This is a genomic window from Embleya sp. NBC_00896 (genome assembly GCF_045207785.1).
Lineage (GTDB): Bacteria > Actinomycetota > Actinomycetes > Streptomycetales > Streptomycetaceae > Embleya.
This window is the reverse complement of sequence record NZ_CP108776.1, coordinates 4295087-4314962: the sequence shown is the minus strand read 5'-3', so window position 1 is coordinate 4314962 and position 19876 is coordinate 4295087. Positions and strand designations below refer to the sequence as shown.

General features: G+C 70.3%; 17 protein-coding genes. 4 read left to right on the top strand and 13 right to left on the bottom strand.

The features are described 5' to 3' along the window. Positions 1 to 24: 24 nt before the first annotated feature. The gene (locus OG928_RS19695) at positions 25 to 1323 is read right to left on the bottom strand and encodes an extracellular solute-binding protein (protein ID WP_406285535.1); all 1299 of its coding nucleotides are present in this window, start codon (positions 1321 to 1323) and stop codon (positions 25 to 27) included. Positions 1324 to 1772: 449 nt separating this feature from the next. Further along, positions 1773 to 2564, bottom strand: coding sequence for a DeoR/GlpR family DNA-binding transcription regulator (locus OG928_RS19690; protein WP_406285533.1), 792 nt, complete (start codon positions 2562 to 2564; stop codon positions 1773 to 1775). Between the two features lie 237 nt (positions 2565 to 2801). Between OG928_RS19690 and OG928_RS19685 the strand changes: the two genes are divergently transcribed. Both OG928_RS19685 and nagA read left to right on the top strand, forming a co-directional pair. Continuing rightward, positions 2802 to 3767 (top strand): ROK family protein, encoded by a 966-nt coding sequence (locus OG928_RS19685; protein ID WP_406285531.1) that lies wholly within the window; start codon positions 2802 to 2804, stop codon positions 3765 to 3767. Continuing rightward, the gene (gene nagA, locus OG928_RS19680; protein ID WP_406285528.1) at positions 3764 to 4906 is read left to right on the top strand and encodes an N-acetylglucosamine-6-phosphate deacetylase; all 1143 of its coding nucleotides are present in this window, start codon (positions 3764 to 3766) and stop codon (positions 4904 to 4906) included. The genes OG928_RS19685 and nagA overlap by 4 nt, the downstream gene beginning before the upstream one ends. A gap of 74 nt (positions 4907 to 4980) precedes the next feature. On the opposite strand, the gene OG928_RS19675 is transcribed toward nagA, so the two are convergent. The 7 genes from OG928_RS19675 to OG928_RS19645 all read right to left on the bottom strand — a co-directional run bounded on the left by OG928_RS19675 (position 4981) and on the right by OG928_RS19645 (position 12420). After that, on the bottom strand, positions 4981 to 6084 hold the full coding sequence (locus tag OG928_RS19675; RefSeq protein WP_406285526.1) for an ADP-ribosylglycohydrolase family protein: 1104 nt from the start codon (positions 6082 to 6084) through the stop codon (positions 4981 to 4983). Between the two features lie 299 nt (positions 6085 to 6383). Beyond that, complete coding sequence (locus tag OG928_RS19670) at positions 6384 to 8981, bottom strand: bifunctional FO biosynthesis protein CofGH (RefSeq protein ID WP_406285524.1); 2598 nt, start codon at positions 8979 to 8981, stop codon at positions 6384 to 6386. A gap of 200 nt (positions 8982 to 9181) precedes the next feature. Further along, on the bottom strand, positions 9182 to 9601 hold the full coding sequence (locus OG928_RS19665; RefSeq protein WP_406285522.1) for a PIN domain nuclease: 420 nt from the start codon (positions 9599 to 9601) through the stop codon (positions 9182 to 9184). Further along, on the bottom strand, positions 9598 to 9813 hold the full coding sequence (locus tag OG928_RS19660; protein WP_406285521.1) for a type II toxin-antitoxin system VapB family antitoxin: 216 nt from the start codon (positions 9811 to 9813) through the stop codon (positions 9598 to 9600). The genes OG928_RS19665 and OG928_RS19660 overlap by 4 nt, the downstream gene beginning before the upstream one ends. 110 nt (positions 9814 to 9923) lie before the next feature. After that, positions 9924 to 10520 (bottom strand): Uma2 family endonuclease, encoded by a 597-nt coding sequence (locus tag OG928_RS19655; RefSeq protein ID WP_406285519.1) that lies wholly within the window; start codon positions 10518 to 10520, stop codon positions 9924 to 9926. Positions 10521 to 10654: 134 nt separating this feature from the next. Continuing rightward, positions 10655 to 11446: an ABC transporter permease gene (locus tag OG928_RS19650; protein ID WP_406285516.1), complete on the bottom strand. Its 792-nt coding sequence runs from the start codon at positions 11444 to 11446 to the stop codon at positions 10655 to 10657. Further along, positions 11446 to 12420, bottom strand: coding sequence for an ATP-binding cassette domain-containing protein (locus OG928_RS19645; RefSeq protein ID WP_406285514.1), 975 nt, complete (start codon positions 12418 to 12420; stop codon positions 11446 to 11448). Before OG928_RS19645 ends, OG928_RS19650 begins: the two co-directional genes overlap by 1 nt. A gap of 105 nt (positions 12421 to 12525) precedes the next feature. Here OG928_RS19645 and OG928_RS19640 point away from each other — a divergent pair, with 105 nt between their 5' ends. Then, the gene (locus tag OG928_RS19640; RefSeq protein ID WP_406285512.1) at positions 12526 to 13260 is read left to right on the top strand and encodes a TetR/AcrR family transcriptional regulator; all 735 of its coding nucleotides are present in this window, start codon (positions 12526 to 12528) and stop codon (positions 13258 to 13260) included. 103 nt (positions 13261 to 13363) lie between these two features. On the opposite strand, the gene OG928_RS19635 is transcribed toward OG928_RS19640, so the two are convergent. The 3 genes from OG928_RS19635 to OG928_RS19625 form a co-directional block, all read right to left on the bottom strand. Continuing rightward, positions 13364 to 15088 carry an amidohydrolase family protein gene (locus OG928_RS19635; RefSeq protein ID WP_406285509.1) on the bottom strand — a complete coding sequence of 575 codons (1725 nt, stop codon included), beginning with the start codon at positions 15086 to 15088 and terminating at the stop codon, positions 13364 to 13366. Between the two features lie 193 nt (positions 15089 to 15281). Then, the gene (locus tag OG928_RS19630) at positions 15282 to 16070 is read right to left on the bottom strand and encodes a glucose 1-dehydrogenase (protein WP_406285508.1); all 789 of its coding nucleotides are present in this window, start codon (positions 16068 to 16070) and stop codon (positions 15282 to 15284) included. Between the two features lie 37 nt (positions 16071 to 16107). Continuing rightward, positions 16108 to 17055 carry a TIGR03619 family F420-dependent LLM class oxidoreductase gene (locus OG928_RS19625; protein ID WP_406285507.1) on the bottom strand — a complete coding sequence of 316 codons (948 nt, stop codon included), beginning with the start codon at positions 17053 to 17055 and terminating at the stop codon, positions 16108 to 16110. 117 nt (positions 17056 to 17172) lie between these two features. On the opposite strand from OG928_RS19625, the gene OG928_RS19620 reads away from it, so the two are divergent. Then, complete coding sequence (locus OG928_RS19620) at positions 17173 to 18012, top strand: enoyl-CoA hydratase/isomerase family protein (protein WP_406285504.1); 840 nt, start codon at positions 17173 to 17175, stop codon at positions 18010 to 18012. Positions 18013 to 18171: 159 nt separating this feature from the next. On the opposite strand, the gene OG928_RS19615 is transcribed toward OG928_RS19620, so the two are convergent. After that, on the bottom strand, positions 18172 to 19803 hold the full coding sequence (locus OG928_RS19615) for a FadD3 family acyl-CoA ligase (RefSeq protein WP_406285502.1): 1632 nt from the start codon (positions 19801 to 19803) through the stop codon (positions 18172 to 18174). Between the last annotated feature and the right edge of the window lie 73 nt (positions 19804 to 19876).

The window sequence follows — 19876 nt, the reverse complement described above, 5'->3', positions numbered from 1 at the left end:
GTGCTCGGACTGTTCGGTACCGCGTCAGCTCTTCTGCTGCGCGACCGCCGATTCGGCTTCCTTCTGCAGCTGGTCCAGCACGTCCTTGGGCGACTTGCCGGAGACGGCGCTACCGAGCTGCTCCTTGATCTTCGGCGACAGCACGTCCCAGGCGACGTCGTTCAGCGGGTAGAACTTCGCCTTGGGCAGGAGGTCGATGTACGGCTTGAGACCGGCGTTGGCGGGGTTGGCCGTCATCTTGGCCATGACCGACGTGGTGACCGGCGGGAAGCTGTACTGCTCCTGGAACTTGATCTGCTGGTCGGTGCTGAACGCGTGGTCCAGGAAGGCCCTGATCTGGTCCTTGTGGCCGTTCTTCTTGAACGCCATCATCCAGTCGGCGACACCGAGGGTCTCGGTCATCGGACCGGTCTTGCCCGGGATCATCGCCGTGGCGTACTTGAGGTTCGGGTAGTCCTTCTTCAGCGTCGCGATCATGGTGGGGTTGCTGTTCACCATGCCGACGCTGCCGCCGTAGAAGTCGGTGTAGACGTCCTTGCGGTTCTTGGTACCGGGGTTCGACTCGGTCAGGCCGGCCTTGACCAGGTTGTCGTTGACCCAGTTGAGGGCCTCGACGTTGGCCGGGCTGTTGACCGTGTACTTGCCGTTGGTCTGGTAGCCGCCACCGTTGCCCAGCGCCCAGTTCATGAACTCGCCCTGAGCCTCCTCCTTGCCCAGCGGGAGGCCGAAGGGGGTCGCCACGCCGGCGGCCTTGAGCTTGACCGCGGCGGCCTTGAGCTCGTCCCACGTCTTCGGCGGCTCGGTGATGCCGGCCTTGGCGAAGAGATCCGTGTTGTAGATCAACTGGCGCGTGCTGGAGGTGAAGGGAATGCCGTACTGCTTGCCCTTGACCGTCGCGGCCGGCGTGAACGACTCGACGAAGTCGGCCTTGGTGGCGGGCGACATGACGTCGTCCACGGGGTAAAGCAGATCGTCGACGACCTTGTCCGCGTAACCGCCGGTCTGCAGGATATCGGGCATGTCGTTGTTCTGGATCATGGTCGCGACCTGCTTGTCGATGTCATCCCAGTTGACGACCTGCAGGTTCACCTTGATGCCGGGGGTCTTCTGGTTGAAGCTCGAAATGACCCCGTCCCAGTACTTCTGCATGCTGCCGTCGCCGCTGCCGTAGTCCGCGACGACCAGCTTGATCGTCCCGTCCTTCGGGGCGCCGGCCGCGCCCGTGCCGTCGTCCTTCTTGTCATCGTCCGAGCCACCACACGCTGACAGAAGCAGAGCGGCCGACAGTCCTGTCGCCGCCAATGCCATCTGGTGCCGCTTCATCGCAGAACCGCCTTCATGCCTTCGGGAAACAGGACCGTTGAACCGGGTTTCGTCATGCAAAGCCAACTGGACACCCATGCGCGAAACTGTTTGAAAACCGGGCTCCGGGAAAACCCTTGCGCAGCATCGAGCATTTTGCGGACTCGCCGTGTCGGCAGTCAACACCTCGCTGGAAGAAAGGTCTACACCAATCCTGGGATTCGGAGGAGGGGTCGAGGAAGTTTGCAGAGCAATTCGTTACCCATGCGGGCGCGCATGCCGAAGAACCGACACACAGGGTGTCGGTTCGATCCGGCCAAAAGATTCGTCGCGCCGGTGGGAAGCCGGGTGCCGTGACTGCCCCCGCCCCGCCCGGGACCCCGGGGCGCGGGGCGCTCGGGGCCTGGGCGGGGCGGGCGCTCGGGCCTGGGCGGGCAGGGCGCTCGGCGCGCGGCGTGGCACCGCGGGGATCAGACCCGGATGACCCGGACGCCCGCCTCGGCGAAGGCGGACGTGGCCGCCTCGGGGGCCGCGGTGTCGGTCACCAGGACGTCGACCCGATCCAGCGGGCAGATCCGGGCGAACGCGCGGCGACCGAGCTTGGACGAGTCCGCGGCCACCACGACCCGGCCCGCGCCGGCCGCCATCAACTGGTTGATGCTCGCCTCGCCCTCGTGGTGGGCGCTCGCGCCGTGCTCGACGTCGATCGCGTCGACGCCCAGGATCGCCACGTCCAGGGCCACCTCGTGCAGGATGCCGGTCGCGAGCGGGCCGATCAGCTCGTAGGACTGCGGGCGGGCCACCCCGCCGGTGACGACGATCTTCACGTGTCGACGGACGGCCAACTCGCCCGCGATGTTGAGCGCGTTGGTGACGATCGTGAACGCCTGCGCGGTCGAGTCGCCCTCGGTGTGCAGGTCGGCCCGGGCGACCAGGGCCCGGGCCACCTCGGTCATCGTGGTGCCGCCGTTGAGCCCGACCGTCTCGCCCGGCTTGACCAGGGCCGCGGCGGCCTGCGCGATGCGCTGCTTCTCGGACGCGTGCCGCGCGGTCTTGTAGCGCAGCGGGAGGTCGTAGGACACCGCGTGCGCGACCGCGCCGCCGCGGGTGCGGGTCAGCATCTGCTGCTGCGCGAGCTGGTCCAGGTCGCGCCGGATCGTGGCCGGCGAGACGTCCAGTTCGGCGGCCACGTCCTCGACTTCGAGCCGGCCGTGCTTGGCCAACAGTTCGAGGAGCGAACCCCACCGCTCGTAGCGACTCACCCGTGACCTCCAGCCCGATCCGACAGCCATGCCCGAGCTTCGTCGGGATTGTTCGGGACATCCTCGCGGGCGGCCCGCACGTGTCGTGCGCCGGGGCGGCGGTGACACCGTGCTCACTCAACGATGCTGTTGCATGTTCATGTTTTCAACTGCTATCCAGTGAGCACAAACGCGCATTCCCGGATCCATCCGCCATCGGGCGCCCTTCCGGCCCCATACACCAGACTTGAGACGCCGATGCCGCAAGTGAACCCCTCGCCGTCCGACCTGTCCGGCGCGGACTGCGTCGTCGCACTCGACGTCGGCGGAACCGACATCAAGGGCGGCGTCGTGGACGAGGGCGGCAACCTCGTCTACTCGGAGCGGCGCCCGACCGGTCGCACCCACGGCCCGAACGCGGTGGTCGCGGGCATCGTCGACTTCGCCGCCGAGCTGCGCGAGCGCGCGGTCGAGCTGGGTGGCGTGCCGCGCGCGGCCGGCGTCGTGGTCCCGGGGATCGTGGACGACGCGGCGGGGGTCGCCGTGTGGTCGGCCAGCATCCAGTGGCGCGAGGTCCCGCTGCGCTCGCTGGTCGCGGACCGGCTGGGCCTGCCCGCCGCGCTCAGCCACGACGTGCGCACCGGCGCGCTCGCCGAGGGTCGGCTCGGCGCGGGCCGGGACTGCGACAACTTCCTGTTCGTGGCGATCGGCACCGGGCTCGCGTCGGTGCTCGTACTGAACGGGCGGCCCTACCCGGGCGCGCACGGGCAGGCGGGCGAAATCGGCCACATCACGGTGCGCCCCGGCGGCGGCAAGTGCACGTGCGGCGCGGTCGGTTGCCTGGAGGCGCACTTCTCCGGCCCGGCGATCGCACACGCCTTCGCGGACGCCGCGCCGGGTGACGATCCGCCGCTGAGCGCGGCCCAGGTGGTCGCCCGGGTGGTGGCCGGCGACCGGGTCGCGGCGGCGGTGTGGGGGCAGGGCGTATCGGCCTTCGCGGACGGCCTGTTGGCCGGTCTCGCGCTGTACGACCCGCGGCTCCTGGTGATCGGCGGCGGACTCTCGCTCGCGGGCGAGCAACTGTTCAGCCCACTGCGCACGCTGCTCGCGGAGCGCGCCGTGGTGCAGCATGTGCCGCCGATCGTGACGGCGGCACTCGGGGACGAGGCCGGCTGCCGCGGCGCCGGCCTGATCGCGTGGGACGCCTTGGAGGTACGCGGGTGACGGTGCTCGGCAATGCGCGCGTGGTACTGCCCTCCGGGGTGGTCGAGAATGCTTCGGTAGGGGTGGTCGGCGACCGGATCGCCTTCGCCGGTACGGGAGTTCCCGCCGGCCCCGAACCGGTGATCGATGTCGCCGGCGGCTGGATCGTGCCCGGCTTCGTGGACATGCACGTACACGGCGGCGGGGGCGGTTCGTACACCTCCGGGGATCCGGAAGAGGCCCTGCGCGTGGCCGAATTCCATCGCTCGCACGGCACCACCACGACGATCGCGAGCCTGGTCACCGCCTCCCCCACCGAGTTGCTGCGGATCGTGTCGGAGCTCGCCCCGCTCGTGCACGACGGCCGGTTGGCCGGTCTGCACCTGGAGGGCCCGTACCTGAGCGCGGCCCGCTGCGGCGCGCACGACCCGACCCAGCTGCGCGCGCCCGACCGCGACGAGGTCACCACGCTTCTGCGCACGGCCGACGGCGCGATCCGGATGGTCACCCTCGCTCCCGAACTCAAGGGCGGCGTCGAGCTGGTGCGCCGGCTCGCCGACGAGGGCGTGATCGCCGCGGTCGGGCACACCGACGGCACGCATCGCGAGACCCGCGCGGCGCTGGCCGCCGGCGCGAGCGTGGCGACCCATCTGTTCAACGCGATGCGCAGCGTGCACCACCGCGAGCCGGGCCCGGTCACCGCGCTGCTCCAGGACAGCGACGCGGTGGTCGAGCTGATCAACGACGGCGTGCACCTGCACTCCAGCGTGGTCAACCTCGCGTTCGCGAGCGCCGGCCCGGACCGGGTCGCGTTCATCACCGACGCGATGGGCGCCGCGGGCATGCCGGACGGCGTGTACCCGCTGGGCGTGATGACCGTGGACGTGGTCGAGGGCGTGGCCCGGCTCGCCGACGGCGACTCGATCGCGGGCAGCACGCTGACCCTGGACCGGGCCCTGCGCAACAGCGTCGCGGGCGGCCTGCCGATCGCCGACGTGGTCCGCTCGCTGTCGGCGACTCCCGCGCGGGCACTGGGGATCGCCGATCGGGTCGGCACCCTGGAACCGGGCAAGCGAGCCGACCTGGTGGTCCTGGACGACGCCCTGAACGTCCGCGCCGTGATGGCGGCGGGCGCGTGGGTGGACGCCCGCCGCCCGTGACGTGACGCGCGGCCGCTCCGCGGAGGGCCGCCGCCCAGGCCCTGTCCGGAGTCTTGGCGGGTCCTAGTGCCGCACTAGTTCGGCGGGTAGCGCTTGGCCCAGGAGGTCTCGCCCGCCTCCGACCCGTGCAGGGTCGTGCCCTGTGTCATCTCCATCGCGAAGTCGTCGGCCAACTCCAGGATCGCGCCCCGGCCTTCGAGTTCGGCGACCAGATCGGCCGGCAGCACGGTGTCGCCGTGCATCGCACCGAGCAGGTTGCCGCAGATCGACCCGGTCGAGTCGCTGTCCCCGCCGTGGTTGACCGCGAGCAGCAGCCCGGTGCGCATGTCCGGCGCCACGAGCGCGCAGTACAGCCCGATCGACAGCGCCTCCTCGGCCGTCCACCCCTGGCCCAGCGCCTCGACCAGCTCCGCACTCGGCACCCCGGACCGGACCGCGGCCAGCGCGGCCTCGATCGCGGCGGACGTCTCGGCGTGCTCCGGACGGGACCTGACGAGTTCGAGCGCCACCCGCACGCCCTCCTCCAGCGGCGCGCCCTGCATCACCGCGTGCACGATCACCGCGAACGCGCCCGCCGACAGGTAGCCCGTGGGGTGACCATGCGTCAGGACCGCGCATTCCACCGCGAGTTGGAAGACCAGCTCGGGCCGCCAGCCGACCAGGAGGCCGAACGGCGCCGAGCGCATCACCGCTCCGCAGCCCTTCGAATCCGGATTCTTGGGCAGTTCGAGCGTGCCCATCACGCTCTCGTCCTCCAGACCGCGCAGACACGCGGACCCCGGGGCCCGCGAGCTGTACAGCCACTCCTCGCGGACCAGCCAGCCCTCGTCCTTGCGCTCGTCCGGCCCCCACTCGCTCTGGGTGGCCTTCCAGCGCAGGTACGCGCGGTGCAGGTCGGTCGGCGGATGCCACGCGCCGGTGTCGCGCCGCACGTGCGCGCGGATCAGACCCTCGACGGTGAACAGTGTCATCTGCGTGTCGTCGGTGATCGCGCCGTGCCGGTGATACGCCGTCACATACCCGGTGACACCGTCGGATCCGTGCTGTCCGCGGATCTCCGCGAGACTCAGGAACTCGATTCCCGCGCCGAGCGCGTCACCGATCGCGCCACCGACGAGGCAACCCCGTACCCGTGCCCGAAAATCCTGCAGCCGGTCTCTGGACCAGAGTGCGGCCATGTGTGTGCTCCCCTCCCCCGACACCCCACCGCAGCGTACCGGCGGAGGGTCGTCGAAGGGTCGTACACCCGTCCGACAGGGCACGCTCGGAGTAGGCGCGGAGCAGGCGCGGAGCAGGCGCGCCGACCAGGCGGTGCTGGTAGTCACGCTCGCCGCCCGGCAGTCGGCCACCGGGTGGCTACTCCAAAGCAATGCGAGCTCCCGGCCCGAGGGGCGACACATCGTGTCGCGGTTCCCTCGGGCCCGAGCGCGTTCTCGCGCGCGCTGCGTCGACGGCGCCGTCGAGGGCGCCGTCGGGGTCAGTTCGTGAGGATCGGCAGCATGATCTTCTCGACCTCGTCGTCGTGTCGGCGCGCGACCTCCTGGCGCTCCGCGCTTACCTCGCCGTAGGTGGTGGTCCGCTGCCGGGCCCGCCGGCCGAGCGACGCGGCCATCGCCTCCAGTTCGGCGATCGACTTCTTCGAGCCGTTGTCGGCCCCGGCCATCCGGGAGATGGTCTCCTCCATGAGCGTGCCGCCCATGTCGTTCGCGCCGCCTTCGAGCATCATGTTGGTGCCCTCGACGCCGAGCTTGACCCAGCTGGTCTGGATGTTGTCGATCTTGCCGTGCAGCAGGATCCGGGCCATCGCGTGCACGGCCCGGTTGTCCCGCAGGGTCGGGCCCGGGCGGGCGATGCCGGCCAGGTAGACCGGCGCGTTGGTGTGCACGAACGGCAGTGTGACGAACTCGGTGAAGCCGCCGGTGCGGTCCTGGATCTGCCCGAGCAGGCGCAGGTGCGCGAGCCAGTGCGACGGTGTGTCCACGTGGCCGTACATCATCGTCGACGAGCTGCGGATGCCCAGTTCGTGCGCGGTCGAGACGACCTCGACCCAGGTCGCGGCGGGCAGCTTGCCCTTGGTCAGGATCCAGCGCACGTCGTCGTCGAGGATCTCGGCGGCGGTGCCGGGGATGGTGTCGAGGCCGGCCTCCTTGGCGGCGGTCAGCCAGTCCCGGATCGACAACCCGGTGCGGGTCGCGCCGTTGACCACCTCCATCGGCGAGAACGCGTGCACGTGCATGCCCGGGACGCGCTTCTTGACCTCGCGGGCGATGTCGAAGTACGCGGTGCCGGGCAGGTCCGGGTGGATGCCGCCCTGCATGCAGACCTCGGTCGCGCCGACCGCCCACGCCTGCTCGGCGCGCTCGCCGACCTGGTCGAGCGAGAGCGTGTACGCGTCCGCGTCGGTGCGGCGCTGGGCGAACGCGCAGAACCGGCAGCCGGTGTAGCAGACGTTGGTGAAGTTGATGTTCCGATTGACGATGTAGGTGATCTCGTCGCCGTTGACGTCGCGGCGCAAGTCGTCTGCGATCTTGGCGAGTTCGTCCATCGCCGCACCGCAGCAGTGGAACAGCGCGAGCGCCTGATCGTCCGTCAGCCTCGTCGGGTCGGCGGCCGCCTGGACCAGCGCCGCCCGGACCTCCGAGTCGAGCCGGACGACCGATCCGGTCACGCTGTCGGCGACCTGCTCGCGCAGCGACTCCCAGTCGCCGTACACGTTGTCGAAGTCGTCGCGGCGGTCGGTGGTGCGGCCGGTCGTGTCGATGCTCACGTGCAGGTCGGTGCGCCCGGAGGCGGCCGCGAATATGTCGTCCGGCTCCTGCCACGGCAGGCCCTCGGGGCACTTGCCCTCGATCGCGAGCCCGGTGTCGGGGTCGGACAGCGCGCGCACGTGCGGCAGCACGCGCGGGTCCACCCACGGCTCGCCGCGCTGGATGACCTCGGGGTACACGTTGAGCCGCTCGCGCAGGGTGAAGCCGGCCTCGGCGGTGTGCGCCGCGAGGTGCTCGATCTGCGGCCACGCCAGCTCGGGGTTGACGTGGTCGGGGGTGAGCGGCGAGACGCCGCCCCAGTCGTCGATGCCGGCCCGGATCATCAGCGCGTACTCCTCGCCGATCAGGTTCGGCGGGGCCTGCACGCGGGCCTTGGGGCCGAGCACGATCCGGGTGACGGCGATCGCGGCGGCCAGCTCGACCAGGTCGGCGTCCGGGGTCGAACGCATCGCGGTGTCCGGCTTGGCGCGGAAGTTCTGGATGATCACTTCCTGGATCGCGCCGTACTGCCGGGCGACCCTGCGCATCGCGAAGATCGACTCGGCCCGCTCGGTCATGTTCTCGCCGATGCCGATCAGGATGCCGGTGGTGAACGGGACGTTCGAGCGCCCGGCGTCCTCCAGGACCCGCAGCCGCACGGCCGGGTCCTTGTCCGGCGAGCCGTAGTGCGGGCCGCCCGGCTCGGACCACAGCCGGCCGGCGGTGGTCTCCAGCATCATCCCCATCGACGCGCTGACCGGCTTGAGTCGCTGGAAGTCGGTCCACGACAGCACCCCGGGATTGAGGTGCGGCAGCAGGCCGGTCTCCTCCAACACCCGGATGGACATCGCCCGGACGTACGAGAGCGTGTCGTCGTACCCGTGCGCGTCGAGCCACTCGCGGGCCTCGGGCCAGCGGTCCTCGGGCCGGTCACCGAGGGTGAACAGGGCTTCCTTGCAGCCGAGCGCGGCGCCGTCGCGGGCGATCTTCAGCACTTCGTCGGGGCTGAGGAACATCCCGTGGCCCTCGCGCTTGAGCTTGCCGGGGACGGTGACGAAGGTGCAGTAGTTGCAGCGATCCCTGCACAGCCGCGTCAGGGGGATGAACACTTTTCGGCTGTAGGTGATCACGCCGGTCCGTCCGACGGCTTCGAGGCCGGCGTCGCGCACCCGGCCGGCCGACGCCGACAGGTCCTCCAGATCGGCACCTCGGGCGTGCAGCAGGACCGCCGCTTCCGAGACGTCGAGCATGACCCCGTCTCGGGCTCGCCGCAGCGCACGCCGCATCGAACTCTCGGTGGGACGTCCCTCGTTGGGGGTCGGGGTCATGCGACACCTCGCTGTCGTCGCTGTGCTCGGGCTGTACCGGCGGGCCGACCGCACCTCGTACGCTCCGACCAACCGACAAACGGGAGCCGACGCGACGTCGCCCCCCGAACAGACCCAGGGTAGGCGTGCTCGATCGAGGGCATTGCGACTCGTGTCGCACGTCACGTGGGCGACGCGACCTCGCGCCGAGAGGGCGGCGACTACGGCAATGAGCCGGTCACACGCGCCAGCGGCTGCCCGGTCACCTTCGCGATGGCCTCGAAGTCGTTGTCATCGTGCAACAGGGCCAGCCGGTGCCGTTCGGCGGTCGCGGCGATGATCAGATCACTCGGCCCCGGGGCGCGGTGGGAGCCGGTGTGCATCAACTTCTGCTGCACGGTTCGCGCTCGTCGGATATCGCGCTCGTCCGTTTCGTAGGGCAGGTAGACATTGCCCAGCCAGTCGTCCAGATCGGCGGCCTCGCGCGCGCTTCGAGCGCTGCGCAGGATCTCCAGCTCCGTGATCGGGCAGATCCCGACGAGCCCGGCCTCGATCGAGGCATGCCACGGCAGGACCAGGGCGGTATCCCGCAGAAGCCGCCAGACGGCGCTCGTGTCGATGAGGTAGTCGGCGACGATCAACTGCGGTAGTTCCGCTTGTCACTCAGGAATTCCAGGTCGATCCCACCCTCGGCGGCGGACTTCTGCATCTCGACCATGGCCTGCCGACGACGGCGGCGCATCGCGACCTCGCGCAATGCCGTGTTCACCGTGTCCTTCTTGGTCTTGGTGCCGAGCAGCACCATGGCCTCGGCCAGTGCGTCATCGTCTATGTCGATCACGGTGTTGCTCATGTATGCCTCCAGTATGTGTCGCATACATGGTAGACAGCGGTCGGGTGATTCGCCCGATATTTCGCGTGGAATCATCCGAACGAGAGCGGCTCGACAAGCCTGCGGGGTGGCTACGAAACGACGAGGTCGGCGGGGTCGAGGTGGACCGGGAAGGGGTCCTCGATCCGGGCGGTGGTGCCGGCCGCGAGCCTGCGGGTCAGCTGATACTCGCCCTCGGCGTCGAGCGTGTACGTGAACAGGATGGGGAGCCGATCGATCCCGAGCCCGCGGAACCGTGCGGTCTCCAGACGCCAGAAGTGCGGGATGCCGGCGGCGGCGTATTTGGCCGGCTTGAGGGTGCGATCGGTGGTCGTGGTCGAGGGCGAGACGATCTCGACGACGAGGTGGACCTGGGAGGGGTCGGGCATCTTGGCGCCGTCGGCGAAGGCGGCGAGATCAACGACCAGCAGGTCGGGGATCAAGGCCGTGCGGTCGCCCATGGGGATCCCGGTGGCTGTCACCGGGATGAGCCCTGCTGGGGCAGCATCGGTCAGGATCCGGGCAAGCCGATCCCCGGCGAGCTGATGGCCCATGGATGGCGGCGGGCTCATGAGCACGCTCCCGTCGACGAGTTCGTACCGGCTGCCGTCCGGCGCGTCCTCGTTGAGAGCGATCCATTCGTCCACAGTCCAGGGCTGGACGTGCGACTGCGCGGGGAGAGCCGCCATTCGTAGCACCGCCTTCTTGTCGCCCCGACCTGCCCCGATTGTGACACTCGCCGCGACCACCGGCACGGTCCTTGTCTGGTCCGTACGGACCAACGAGCGGGTCGTCCCGAGGTCACCCGAATGGCACAACCCGGTCAGCGGCCGTGCGTGTTGAACCGGTGTACGGACAGCGGGACGAAGATCAGCAGGAGGGCCGCCGACCAGATCAGGGTCGCCGCCACCGGGTGTTGCAGGGGTAGGGCCGCGTCCGCGGTCGGGGCGCCCGGGTTGCCGAAGAGGTCGCGGCAGGCGGCCACCAGCGCGCTGATCGGGTTCCAGTCGGCGATGGCGCGGAGCCAGGTCGGCATGCCTTCGGTGGGTACGAAGGCGTTGGTGATCATCGCGATCGGGAGCACCATGACGCCGAGTTGGCCGGCGACGTCCTCGCGGCCGGCGAGCAGGCCCAGGTGGATGGCGACCCAGGTCATCACGAAGCGGAACAGGACGAGCAACGCGAACGCGGTGAGCGCGTCGGCGAAGCCGTCCCGGATCCGCCAGCCGACGGCGAGGCCGAGACCGGTGACGGCGATCAGGACGACCATGCCGACCACGGCGTCCGCGACCGCCTGGCCCAGCAGCAGGGCCGGGCGCGACACCGGCATCGAGCGCAGCCGGTCGGTCACCCCGAGGCCCACGTCGCGCGCGGAGCCGATCATCGTGGGCATCACCGTGTTCACCGCGACGAGGGCGAACAGGCCGGGCATCAGGAACTCGCGGTAGTCGCCGCCGGGCACGCTCATCGCGCTGCCGAAGACGTAGCCGAACACCAGGACCAGCGCGGCCGGGGTGACCAGGCTCACGACGATCAGGCCGGGCGAGTGGCGGTAGTAGAGGAGGATCCGGGTGGCGAGGGTCGTGGTGTCGGACAGTGCGTGGCGGGTGCTCATCAGGCGGCCCTCTCCGTCTCGGTGTCGGTGTCGGTCGCGGTGTCGGCGGTCAGGCTGAGGAACACGTCGTCCAGGCTCGGCGCGCGCAGCGCCACGTCCACGACGGTCACGCCCGCGATATCGAGTTCGCGGACCAGGTGCGGCATCGACAGGCCCACGCCCGGGCGGGTGATCGCGCGCACCCGCAGGTCGTCGCGGTCGTAGTCCGGCTCCCCCGTGCCGAGTCGGCCGAGCACGCCGGCGGCGGTCTCCAGATCGGCCGGGCGCAAGACGGCGACCTCCACACTCGTCCCGATCCCGGCCTTGAGCCGCTCGGGCGTCCCGGAGGCGATCACCCGGCCGTGGTCGACCACCGCGATGGCGTCCGCCAGCCGGTCGGCCTCCTCCAGGTACTGGGTCGTCAACATGACCGTGGTGCCCTGTGCCGCCAGCTCTCTGACGACCTGCCAGATGTCGTTGCGGCTGCGCGGGTCCAGGCCCGTGGTCGGTTCGTCGAGGAACAGCACGGGCGGCGTGGTGATCAGGCTGGTGACCAGGTCGAGCCGGCGACGCGTGCCGCCCGAGTAGGTGCGCACCAGGCGGTCGGCCGCGTCGGCCAGACCGAAGCGGGTCAGCAGTTCGTCCGCGCGGCGCTTGGCCTCGCGCGCACCGAGGTGGTGGAAGCGGCCGAAGAGCTGGAGGTTCTCGCGCCCGGTCACCCCCTCCTCCAGGGCCGCGTGCTGCCCCGCGAGTCCGATCACGCCGCGGACCCGGTCCGCGTCGCGCACGACGTCGAAACCCGCGACGCGCGCATGTCCGGCGTCGGGCGCGACGAGGGTCGCGAAGACCCGCACCGCGGTGGTCTTGCCGGCGCCGTTGGGGCCGAGGAGGCCGCACACGGTACCGGCCGGGACGGCCAGGTCGAACCCGTTCAGGGCCGGAGTCCTGCCGAACTTCTTGTGCAGGCCCTCGGCCACCAGGCTGATGGATTCCATGCCGACCTCCCACTTTCCTACTAGGTACAGCGTACGTAGAAGCGCGTCGACGTCACTCTACTACGTACCACGTACGTAACTAACATGAGGGTGAGGTGATCTTCGGTGGCATCCGCCAAATCCACATCCGCCGCGGGAAACAGCGGCTCCACCGGCGTACCCGAGCTGATCTGGCTCCGCCCCGAACGCACCGGCCGCGGTCCCACGCCCGCGCACAGCCGCGAGGCCATCGCGGCGGCGGCCATCGCGCTTGCGGACGCCGAGGGGATCGGCGCCGTCGCGATGCGGCGGGTCGCCGCATCGCTCGGGGCCGGGACGATGTCGCTGTACAACTACGTGCCGAAGAAGGAGCACCTCTTCGACCTGATGCTCGACGCGATCGTCGGCGAGTACCGCATCCCCGACGCGCCGTCGGGCGACCCGCGTGCCGACCTGGCACTGCTCGCGCACGAGCAGCTGGCTGTCTCGCGCCGGCATCCGTGGATGGTCGAACTCCTGGTCAAGCGCCCGTCGTTCGGCCCCAACTCGCTGGGCGTGATGGAGTTCTTCCTGGCCGCACTGGCCGGCACCGACCTGGACGGCTCCGCCAAGATGGAGGCCCTGTCCATGCTCAACGGCTTCGTCGCCCAGTTCGCCCAGTGGGAGCGGGCCAACGCGGCCCCGGCCGGCGGCGAGACCTGGCAGGCCGACCTGATCAAGTACCTCTACGGCGTCGCGGCGAGCGGCAACTACCCGCACCTCGCGGCGACGATGGCCGCCGGCGGTCCCCCACTCGAACCGGACGCGGTCTTCGCCCGCTCCCTCGACCGCCTGCTGACCGTCCTCCTCGGCCCGACCTGATCCCAGTCCGCGCGAAACCCCGCGCCCCGGACGTGGAACGGCGGCGTACGGGAGGACTCCCGTACGCCGCCGCGTCGATCGATGAACCGCCGGACGGAGACCGTCAGACGGAGACCGTCACCGTGTCCTTGCCGGACCGCAGGAGCGTGCCGTTGGCTGCGCCCGTGGTCTCGCCGTCGCGGATGGTCTCGACGCCGTTGACGCGCACGCTGACCACACCCGTCGACTCGCTGGTCAGGCGCGGGCTGTCGCCCGGCAGGTCGTGCATCAGGCGGGCCGGGCCCGAGCCCACCGTCTCCGGGTCGAACAGGACCAGGTCGGCGTGGAAGCCCTCGGCGATCCGGCCGCGGTCCTTGAGGCCGAACAGCTCGGCCGGCTCGGTGGTCAGCATCTGCACCGCGCGCTCCAGCGAGACGAGCTTGCGGCCGCGGAGCATGTCGCCGAGGAAGCGCGTGGTGTAGGTCGCGCCGCACATCCGGTCGAGGTGCGCGCCGGCGTCCGAGCCGCCCAGGATCACGTGCTCGTTGTCCCACACCTGCTGACGCAGGTCCCACGACGCCGTGTCGTTGTCGGTCGGCATCGGCCACAGCACCGTGCGCAGGTCGTCGTTGATGCAGATCTCGACCAGCGTCCAGAAGTCGTCCTGGCCGCGCTCCTTGGCGATGTCCGCCACGACGCGGCCGGACAGGCCCTCGTTCGCCTCCGAGTAGGTGTCGCCGATGACGTAGCGGCCGAAGTCCGCGAGCCGGCGGAAGACGCCCGCCTCGGGGCTGTCCGCGTTGCGCAGCATCTCGGTGCGCACGTCCGCGTCACGCAGCTTGGCGATCCGCTCCGGGACCGGCAGCGACAGGATCGGGCCCCAGTTCGGGATCAGGTTGAGCGCGCAGTAGGTCAGGAACGACATGTTCATCGGGACCAGGACCGGCATGGTCAGGATGACGATCCGACCACCGGCCTCCTTGGCCTTCTCCGACGCGTAGATCTGCCGGGGCGCGCGGTCAGGCGCGGCGGCGTCGACGGTGAGCACGTTCCAGTTCATCGGGCGGCCGGCCGTGGTGGTCATCTTGACCAGCAGGTCGATCTCCTCGTCCGAGAACTTGTCCAGACAGCCCGCGACGATGACCTCGAGCTGGGTGCCCTCGTGCTTGCCGACCTCCTCGCACAGCGCGAGGATCTCGGCCGGCGTCGCGGCGCGCGACGGTACGGGGTTGCCGTCGCCGTCGGTGTGGTTCGACTGGCCGGTGGAGAAGCCGAGCGCGCCGGCGTCCATCGCCTTGCCCAGCTCGACGACCATGGCCGCGACCTGCTCCGGCGTGGCCTCCTTGCCGACCGAGTCGCCGCCCATGACGTAGCGGCGGATCGCGCAGTGGCCGGCCATGAAGCCCGCGTTGACCGCGATCTTTCCCTCGAGCTTGTCGAGGTACTCGGCGAAGGTCTCCCAGCTCCAGTCGACGCCGTTCTCCAGCGCCGGGAGGGCCATGCCCTCGACCTTGGCCATCATCCGGCGGGTGTAGTCGGCGTCCTCGGCCTTGAGCGGCGCGAGCGTGAAGCCGCAGTTGCCGCCGATGATCGTGGTCACGCCGTGGTTGACCGAAGGCGTGGCGTACGGGTCCCAGTGCAGCTGGGCGTCGTAGTGGGTGTGCGGGTCGACGAACCCGGGAGCCAGGATCAGGCCCTCGGCGTTCTCGGTGCTCGCGGCCTCTTCGGTTATGCCGCCGGCGGGGGTTACCGCGACGATGCGGCCGTCCCTTATGCCCACGTCACCCAGGAAGGACGGCGCGCCCGTCCCGTCGACGACGGTTGCTCCGGTGATGACGTGGTCCAGCATGGCGAAGCTCCTTCTGCCCTCGGTGTTGCCTGCGAACGCGGCCATCCACATGCACGGCCTCGTACACCCACGGACCTGATGGTACGTCAGATATACGAGGCCGCCAGGGCTCCCGACACGATGAGACCGGTCTCACCCGAGTCATGCCGCTGGGGCATATCTCATCCCCGAATCAGAACAACCTGTTCCCGAATCAGAACAACTTCACGCCCGCCATCCAACCGCCGTCGACGACGATGTGGGTGCCGGTCATGTACGAGCTGTCGGCGCTGGTCAGGTACAGGGCGGCGGCGGCGATCTCGTCCGGTTCGCCGATCCGGGCGAGGGGGATGCCGGCGAAGACGTCGCTGACCGGGTCCGGCTCGCCCGGCGCGGGCGGCGGGGTGTGCAGGCCCTCGATGTCGCCCGGGTTGGTCATCGGCGTGCGGACGCCGCCGGGGCAGATCGCGTTGACCCGGATGTGCGGCGCGGCCTCCAGAGCGGCCACTCGGGTCATCGCGATCACCGCGCCCTTGGTGGAGGCGTACGCGACCAGGCCCTCCATGCCGGCCAGGCCCGCGTACGACGCAATGTTCACGATCGTGCCGGGACCGCCCGCCGCGCGCAGCGCCGGCAGCGCGGTCTTCATGCCCAGGAACGTGCCGAGCTGGTTGACCTCGACGATCCGCAGGTATGCCTCCCGCGACATCTCCTCGATCGCCTCGAAGGCCAGGATGCCCGCGTTGTTCACCAGCCCGTCGAGCTTGCCGAACTCGGCGACGGCGACTCGCACCGCGCGCTTCCAGTCGTCCTCGTTCGAGACGTCCAGGTGCACGTACCGCGCCGCGTCGCCGATCTCCTTGGCCGCCGCCTCGCCGGCCTCGTCGAGGATGTCGGCGAGCACGACACGTGCGCCCTCGGCCGCGAACAGGCGGGCCTCGACCACGCCCTGGCCGCGCGCCGCACCGGTGATCAGAACAACCCTGTCGTCGAGCCTGCCCATACGAAGTTCCTTTCGAATCAAGCGGACTGATGAAGCGTCAGGAAAGGTTCGGGGCGACCTCGGCGGCGAAGAGCGCGATCTGGTCGAGCAGCTCGGCCAGGTCACGGCTGCGGAAGCGGACCTGGATCTGGTTCGCGCCCTGCTCGCCGTACCAGCGCAGCGACTCGGCGATCTTGTCCGCGCTGCCGGTGAGCGTGTGCGCGCCGACGTCCCAGCCGGCCTCGCCGACGTACATGATCTCGGTGATCGCACCGATGTCCAGGCGCTCCTCGGCGCGGCCGAACTCCGCCATGTAGCCCTTGAGTTCGGCCAGCTGGGCCGGGTACGTCCCACGCGGGCTGCCCTGCGGGAGCCAGCCGTCGCCGTACTTGGCGACCCGCTTGAGGGCCGCTCCCGCCGAGCCGCCGATCCAGATCGGCGGCCGCGGGGTCTGTACCGGGCGCGGCAGCGCACCCATGTCGGAGACCTGCCAGCGCTCGCCCGCGAAGGTCACGTACTCGTCGCGCAGCGCGAGGTCGAGCAGTTCCAGCGCCTCGTTGAGCGCCTTGCCGCGGGTCTTGAAGTCCACCCCGAGCATCTCGAACTCGGCCTCGACGTGCCCCGCGCCGGCGCCGACGATCGCGCGTCCCTCGGAGATCCTGTCCAGTGTCGCGAACGCCTTCGCCGACATCATCGGGTGGCGGTACGCGAGAACCGACACGTGACTGATCAGCCGGATCCGCTCGGTGATCCCCGCGAGCCAGCCGAGCGTGGTCATCGTGTCCCACCACTCGGTACCCATCGCCCCGGCGTGGCTGCGCGGGATCGCGGTGTGGTCGCAGACCGCGATGTAGGCGAAGCCGGCCCGGTCGCACGCCTGCGCGATCCGGCCAAGCTCGTCGGGCCCCGAGGTCTCCTCCCAGGCTTCCGCGTACAGCTTGCTCTGCGACTGGATGGGCAACTGCATGCCGACGTGCAGGGTGCCCGGGGGCAGGATCGCGGCCATGGAAGAGCCTCCGAGGGATCGAGGGGGATCGTTGGACTGTGGCGAACGCGTGTCACATACTCCGATCTAACGGGTCGTCAGACAAGGCCGAAGCACCGCTCCTGGAGGAACCGGACCGTGATCAACACCACCGATCCGAGCGTCGACGAGGCCGAGGTCCGGATGCGTCTGGAGGTCGAGGAGGCCACCGGCGTCGCGGTCCTGACGCTGTGCCGACCGGACAAGCTGAACGCGTGGAGCTGGGAGGCCACCCGTCAGTTGGGGATCATGGCCGACCGGATCCGCTTCGACGAACGGGTGCGGGTGGTGCTGCTCCGGGCCGAGGGCCGGGCGTTCTGCGCGGGCATCGACGTGACCGCGCCGGGCGGCGCGATCACCGGCCGTTCCGTCGCCGAGCGGACCCGCAACTACTACGAGGGCCTGCGCTGGGTGCACGAGCGCTTCCGGGTGTTCGCCAGGCTGCCGCAGCCGGTGGTCGCCGCGATACAGGGCTACTGCCTGGGCTTCGGTTTCGAGCTCGCGCTGATGGCGGACATCCGGATCGCCGCGGAGGACGCGAAGTTCGCGCTGCCCGAGGCGCAGATCGGCGTCGCGGTGGACGCCGGCGGCGACATCCGGATCGCCCGCGAGGCCGGCGCCGGCTGGGCCAAGCTGCTGTCCCTGACGGGCCGTCGGATCGACGCGGCCAAGGCCGAGCGACTCAACCTGGTCCAGGAGGTGGTCCCATTGGCCGACCTCGACAAGACCGCCCGCGCCCTCGCCGAGGAGATCGCCGCCAACGCCCCCCTGGCCGTCCAGGGCATCAAACGCAGCATCGACACCTTCACCGACGCCAACCTGGACGCGGCCCTGGGCCTGACGGCAATGTCGGCAGCCCTCACACTGGTATCCGAGGACTCGGTAGCGGGCTACGCAGCCAAGGCAATCCGCAGCACAGCCGAATTCGAAGGCAAGTAGCCGGCCGAACTCGGCCTCAAGCGCCGGCCAGGCTACGAATAGCCCGACCGACGCCTGAGGCCACCTCGGCCGAAGGCCGGGTAATCAGCCCGGCCGGCGCTTGAGGCCAACCAGCCCGGCCGGCGCTCGAGGCCAAGAGCCGCCCGAAGGCCCCGCGCCCTAGCGACGCGCCGCCTCCTCGGCCGCACGCGCCCGCAGTTCGAACTTGAGCACCTTCCCGCCAGGATTCCTCGGCAGCTCGGTGACGAACTCGACCGTCCTCGGCACCTTGTAGTTCGCCATCTCCTGGCGACAGAACGCGATGACCTCCTCGGCGGTGACCGCAGCCCCCGGCCGCAGCAGCAGGTAGGCCTTGCCCACCTCACCCATCCGCGCGTCCGGAACGCCGACCACCGCGGCCTCGGAGATCGCCGGGTGGCCGGCCAGGACCGACTCGATCTCGGCCGGGTAGGCGTTGAAGCCGCCGACGATGAACATGTCCTTGATCCGGTCGGTGATCCGCAGGTTGCCCTGCTCGTCGAGCACGCCCACGTCGCCGGTGTGCAGCCAACCGTCGGCGTCGACCGCCTTGGCGGTCTCCTCCGCGTCCTCGAAATAGCCCTTCATGACGTTGTAGCCGCGCACCCACACCTCGCCCGACTCGCCGACCGGCACCGGCTTGCCCTCGGCGTCCACCGTGAGCACCTCTACGCCCGGTATCGCCCGGCCCGACGTGGACGCGATGATCTCGGCCGAGTCGCCCTGGCGGCACATGGTCGCCGTGCCGCACGACTCGGTCAGGCCGTACGCGGTGAGCACCGAGTCGAAGCCCAGCTCGTCCGCCATCCGGGTGACCAGGGACAGCGGCACGGCCGCCGCGCCGGTGACCGCGAGCCGCAGCGAGGACAGGTCGTACTTGCCGCCGCCCTCGCGCGCCACCGCGTCCAGGAGCGAGGTGTAGATCGTCGGCGCGCCCGGGAGCACGGTGATCTTCTCCTGTTGGATCACCGACAACGTGGCGTCCAGGTCGAAGACCGCCTGCGGGACCATCGTGGCGCCCTTGATCAGGCTCGCGATCAGGCCCGCCTTGTACCCGAAGGTGTGGAAGAACGGGCTGACGATCAGGTACTTGTCGCCCTCGACGACGCCCACGACGGACGCCCACGTGTCGAACACGCGCAGCGTCTGCGCCTGCGTGGTGAGCACGCCCTTGGGCTGCCCGGTGGTGCCGGACGTGAAGATGATGTCGCCGATGTCGTCCGGCCCGACGCCGGCCTTGCGCGCGTCGATCTCGGCGGGGGTGATCCGGTCGCCGCCGGTCAGGAAGTCCGCCCACGCGACGCAGTCGTCCGGCGCGCTGTCCGCGAGCACGACCACGCGGGCCAGGTCGGGCAGGTCCGCGAAGGCGAGACCCTCGGCCGCACCGCCGGCCGCCTGGCGCAGCATCCCGACGTACGACGAGCCGAGGAAGGTGCCCGAGACGAACAACACCTTGGCGCGTGTCTTGGCCAGCACGTACTTGGCCTCGGCCCCCTTGTACCGCGTGTTCATCGGCACCACCACGCCGCCCGCGGTCAGCGTGCCGAGCGCGGACACGATCCAGTCCAGCGAGTTCGGCGCCCAGATGCCGACCCGGTCGCCCTTGACGACGCCCGCCGCGATGACCGCACCGGCGGCACGCCGGACGCGGTCCCGCAATTGGGCGTAGGTGACCCGTACATTGCCGTCGACCACGGCCTCGCGGTCACCGAAGCGGTCCGCCGCCCTGTCGACGAGAGAGGGAATGCTCCCCGACTCAAGGTCCCCTTGCATGATCGCTCCCGGAGAGGCCAGAGGTTGATTGAACCTGACGGTACGTCAGATCATGGCGGGGAGGGAAGCGGCG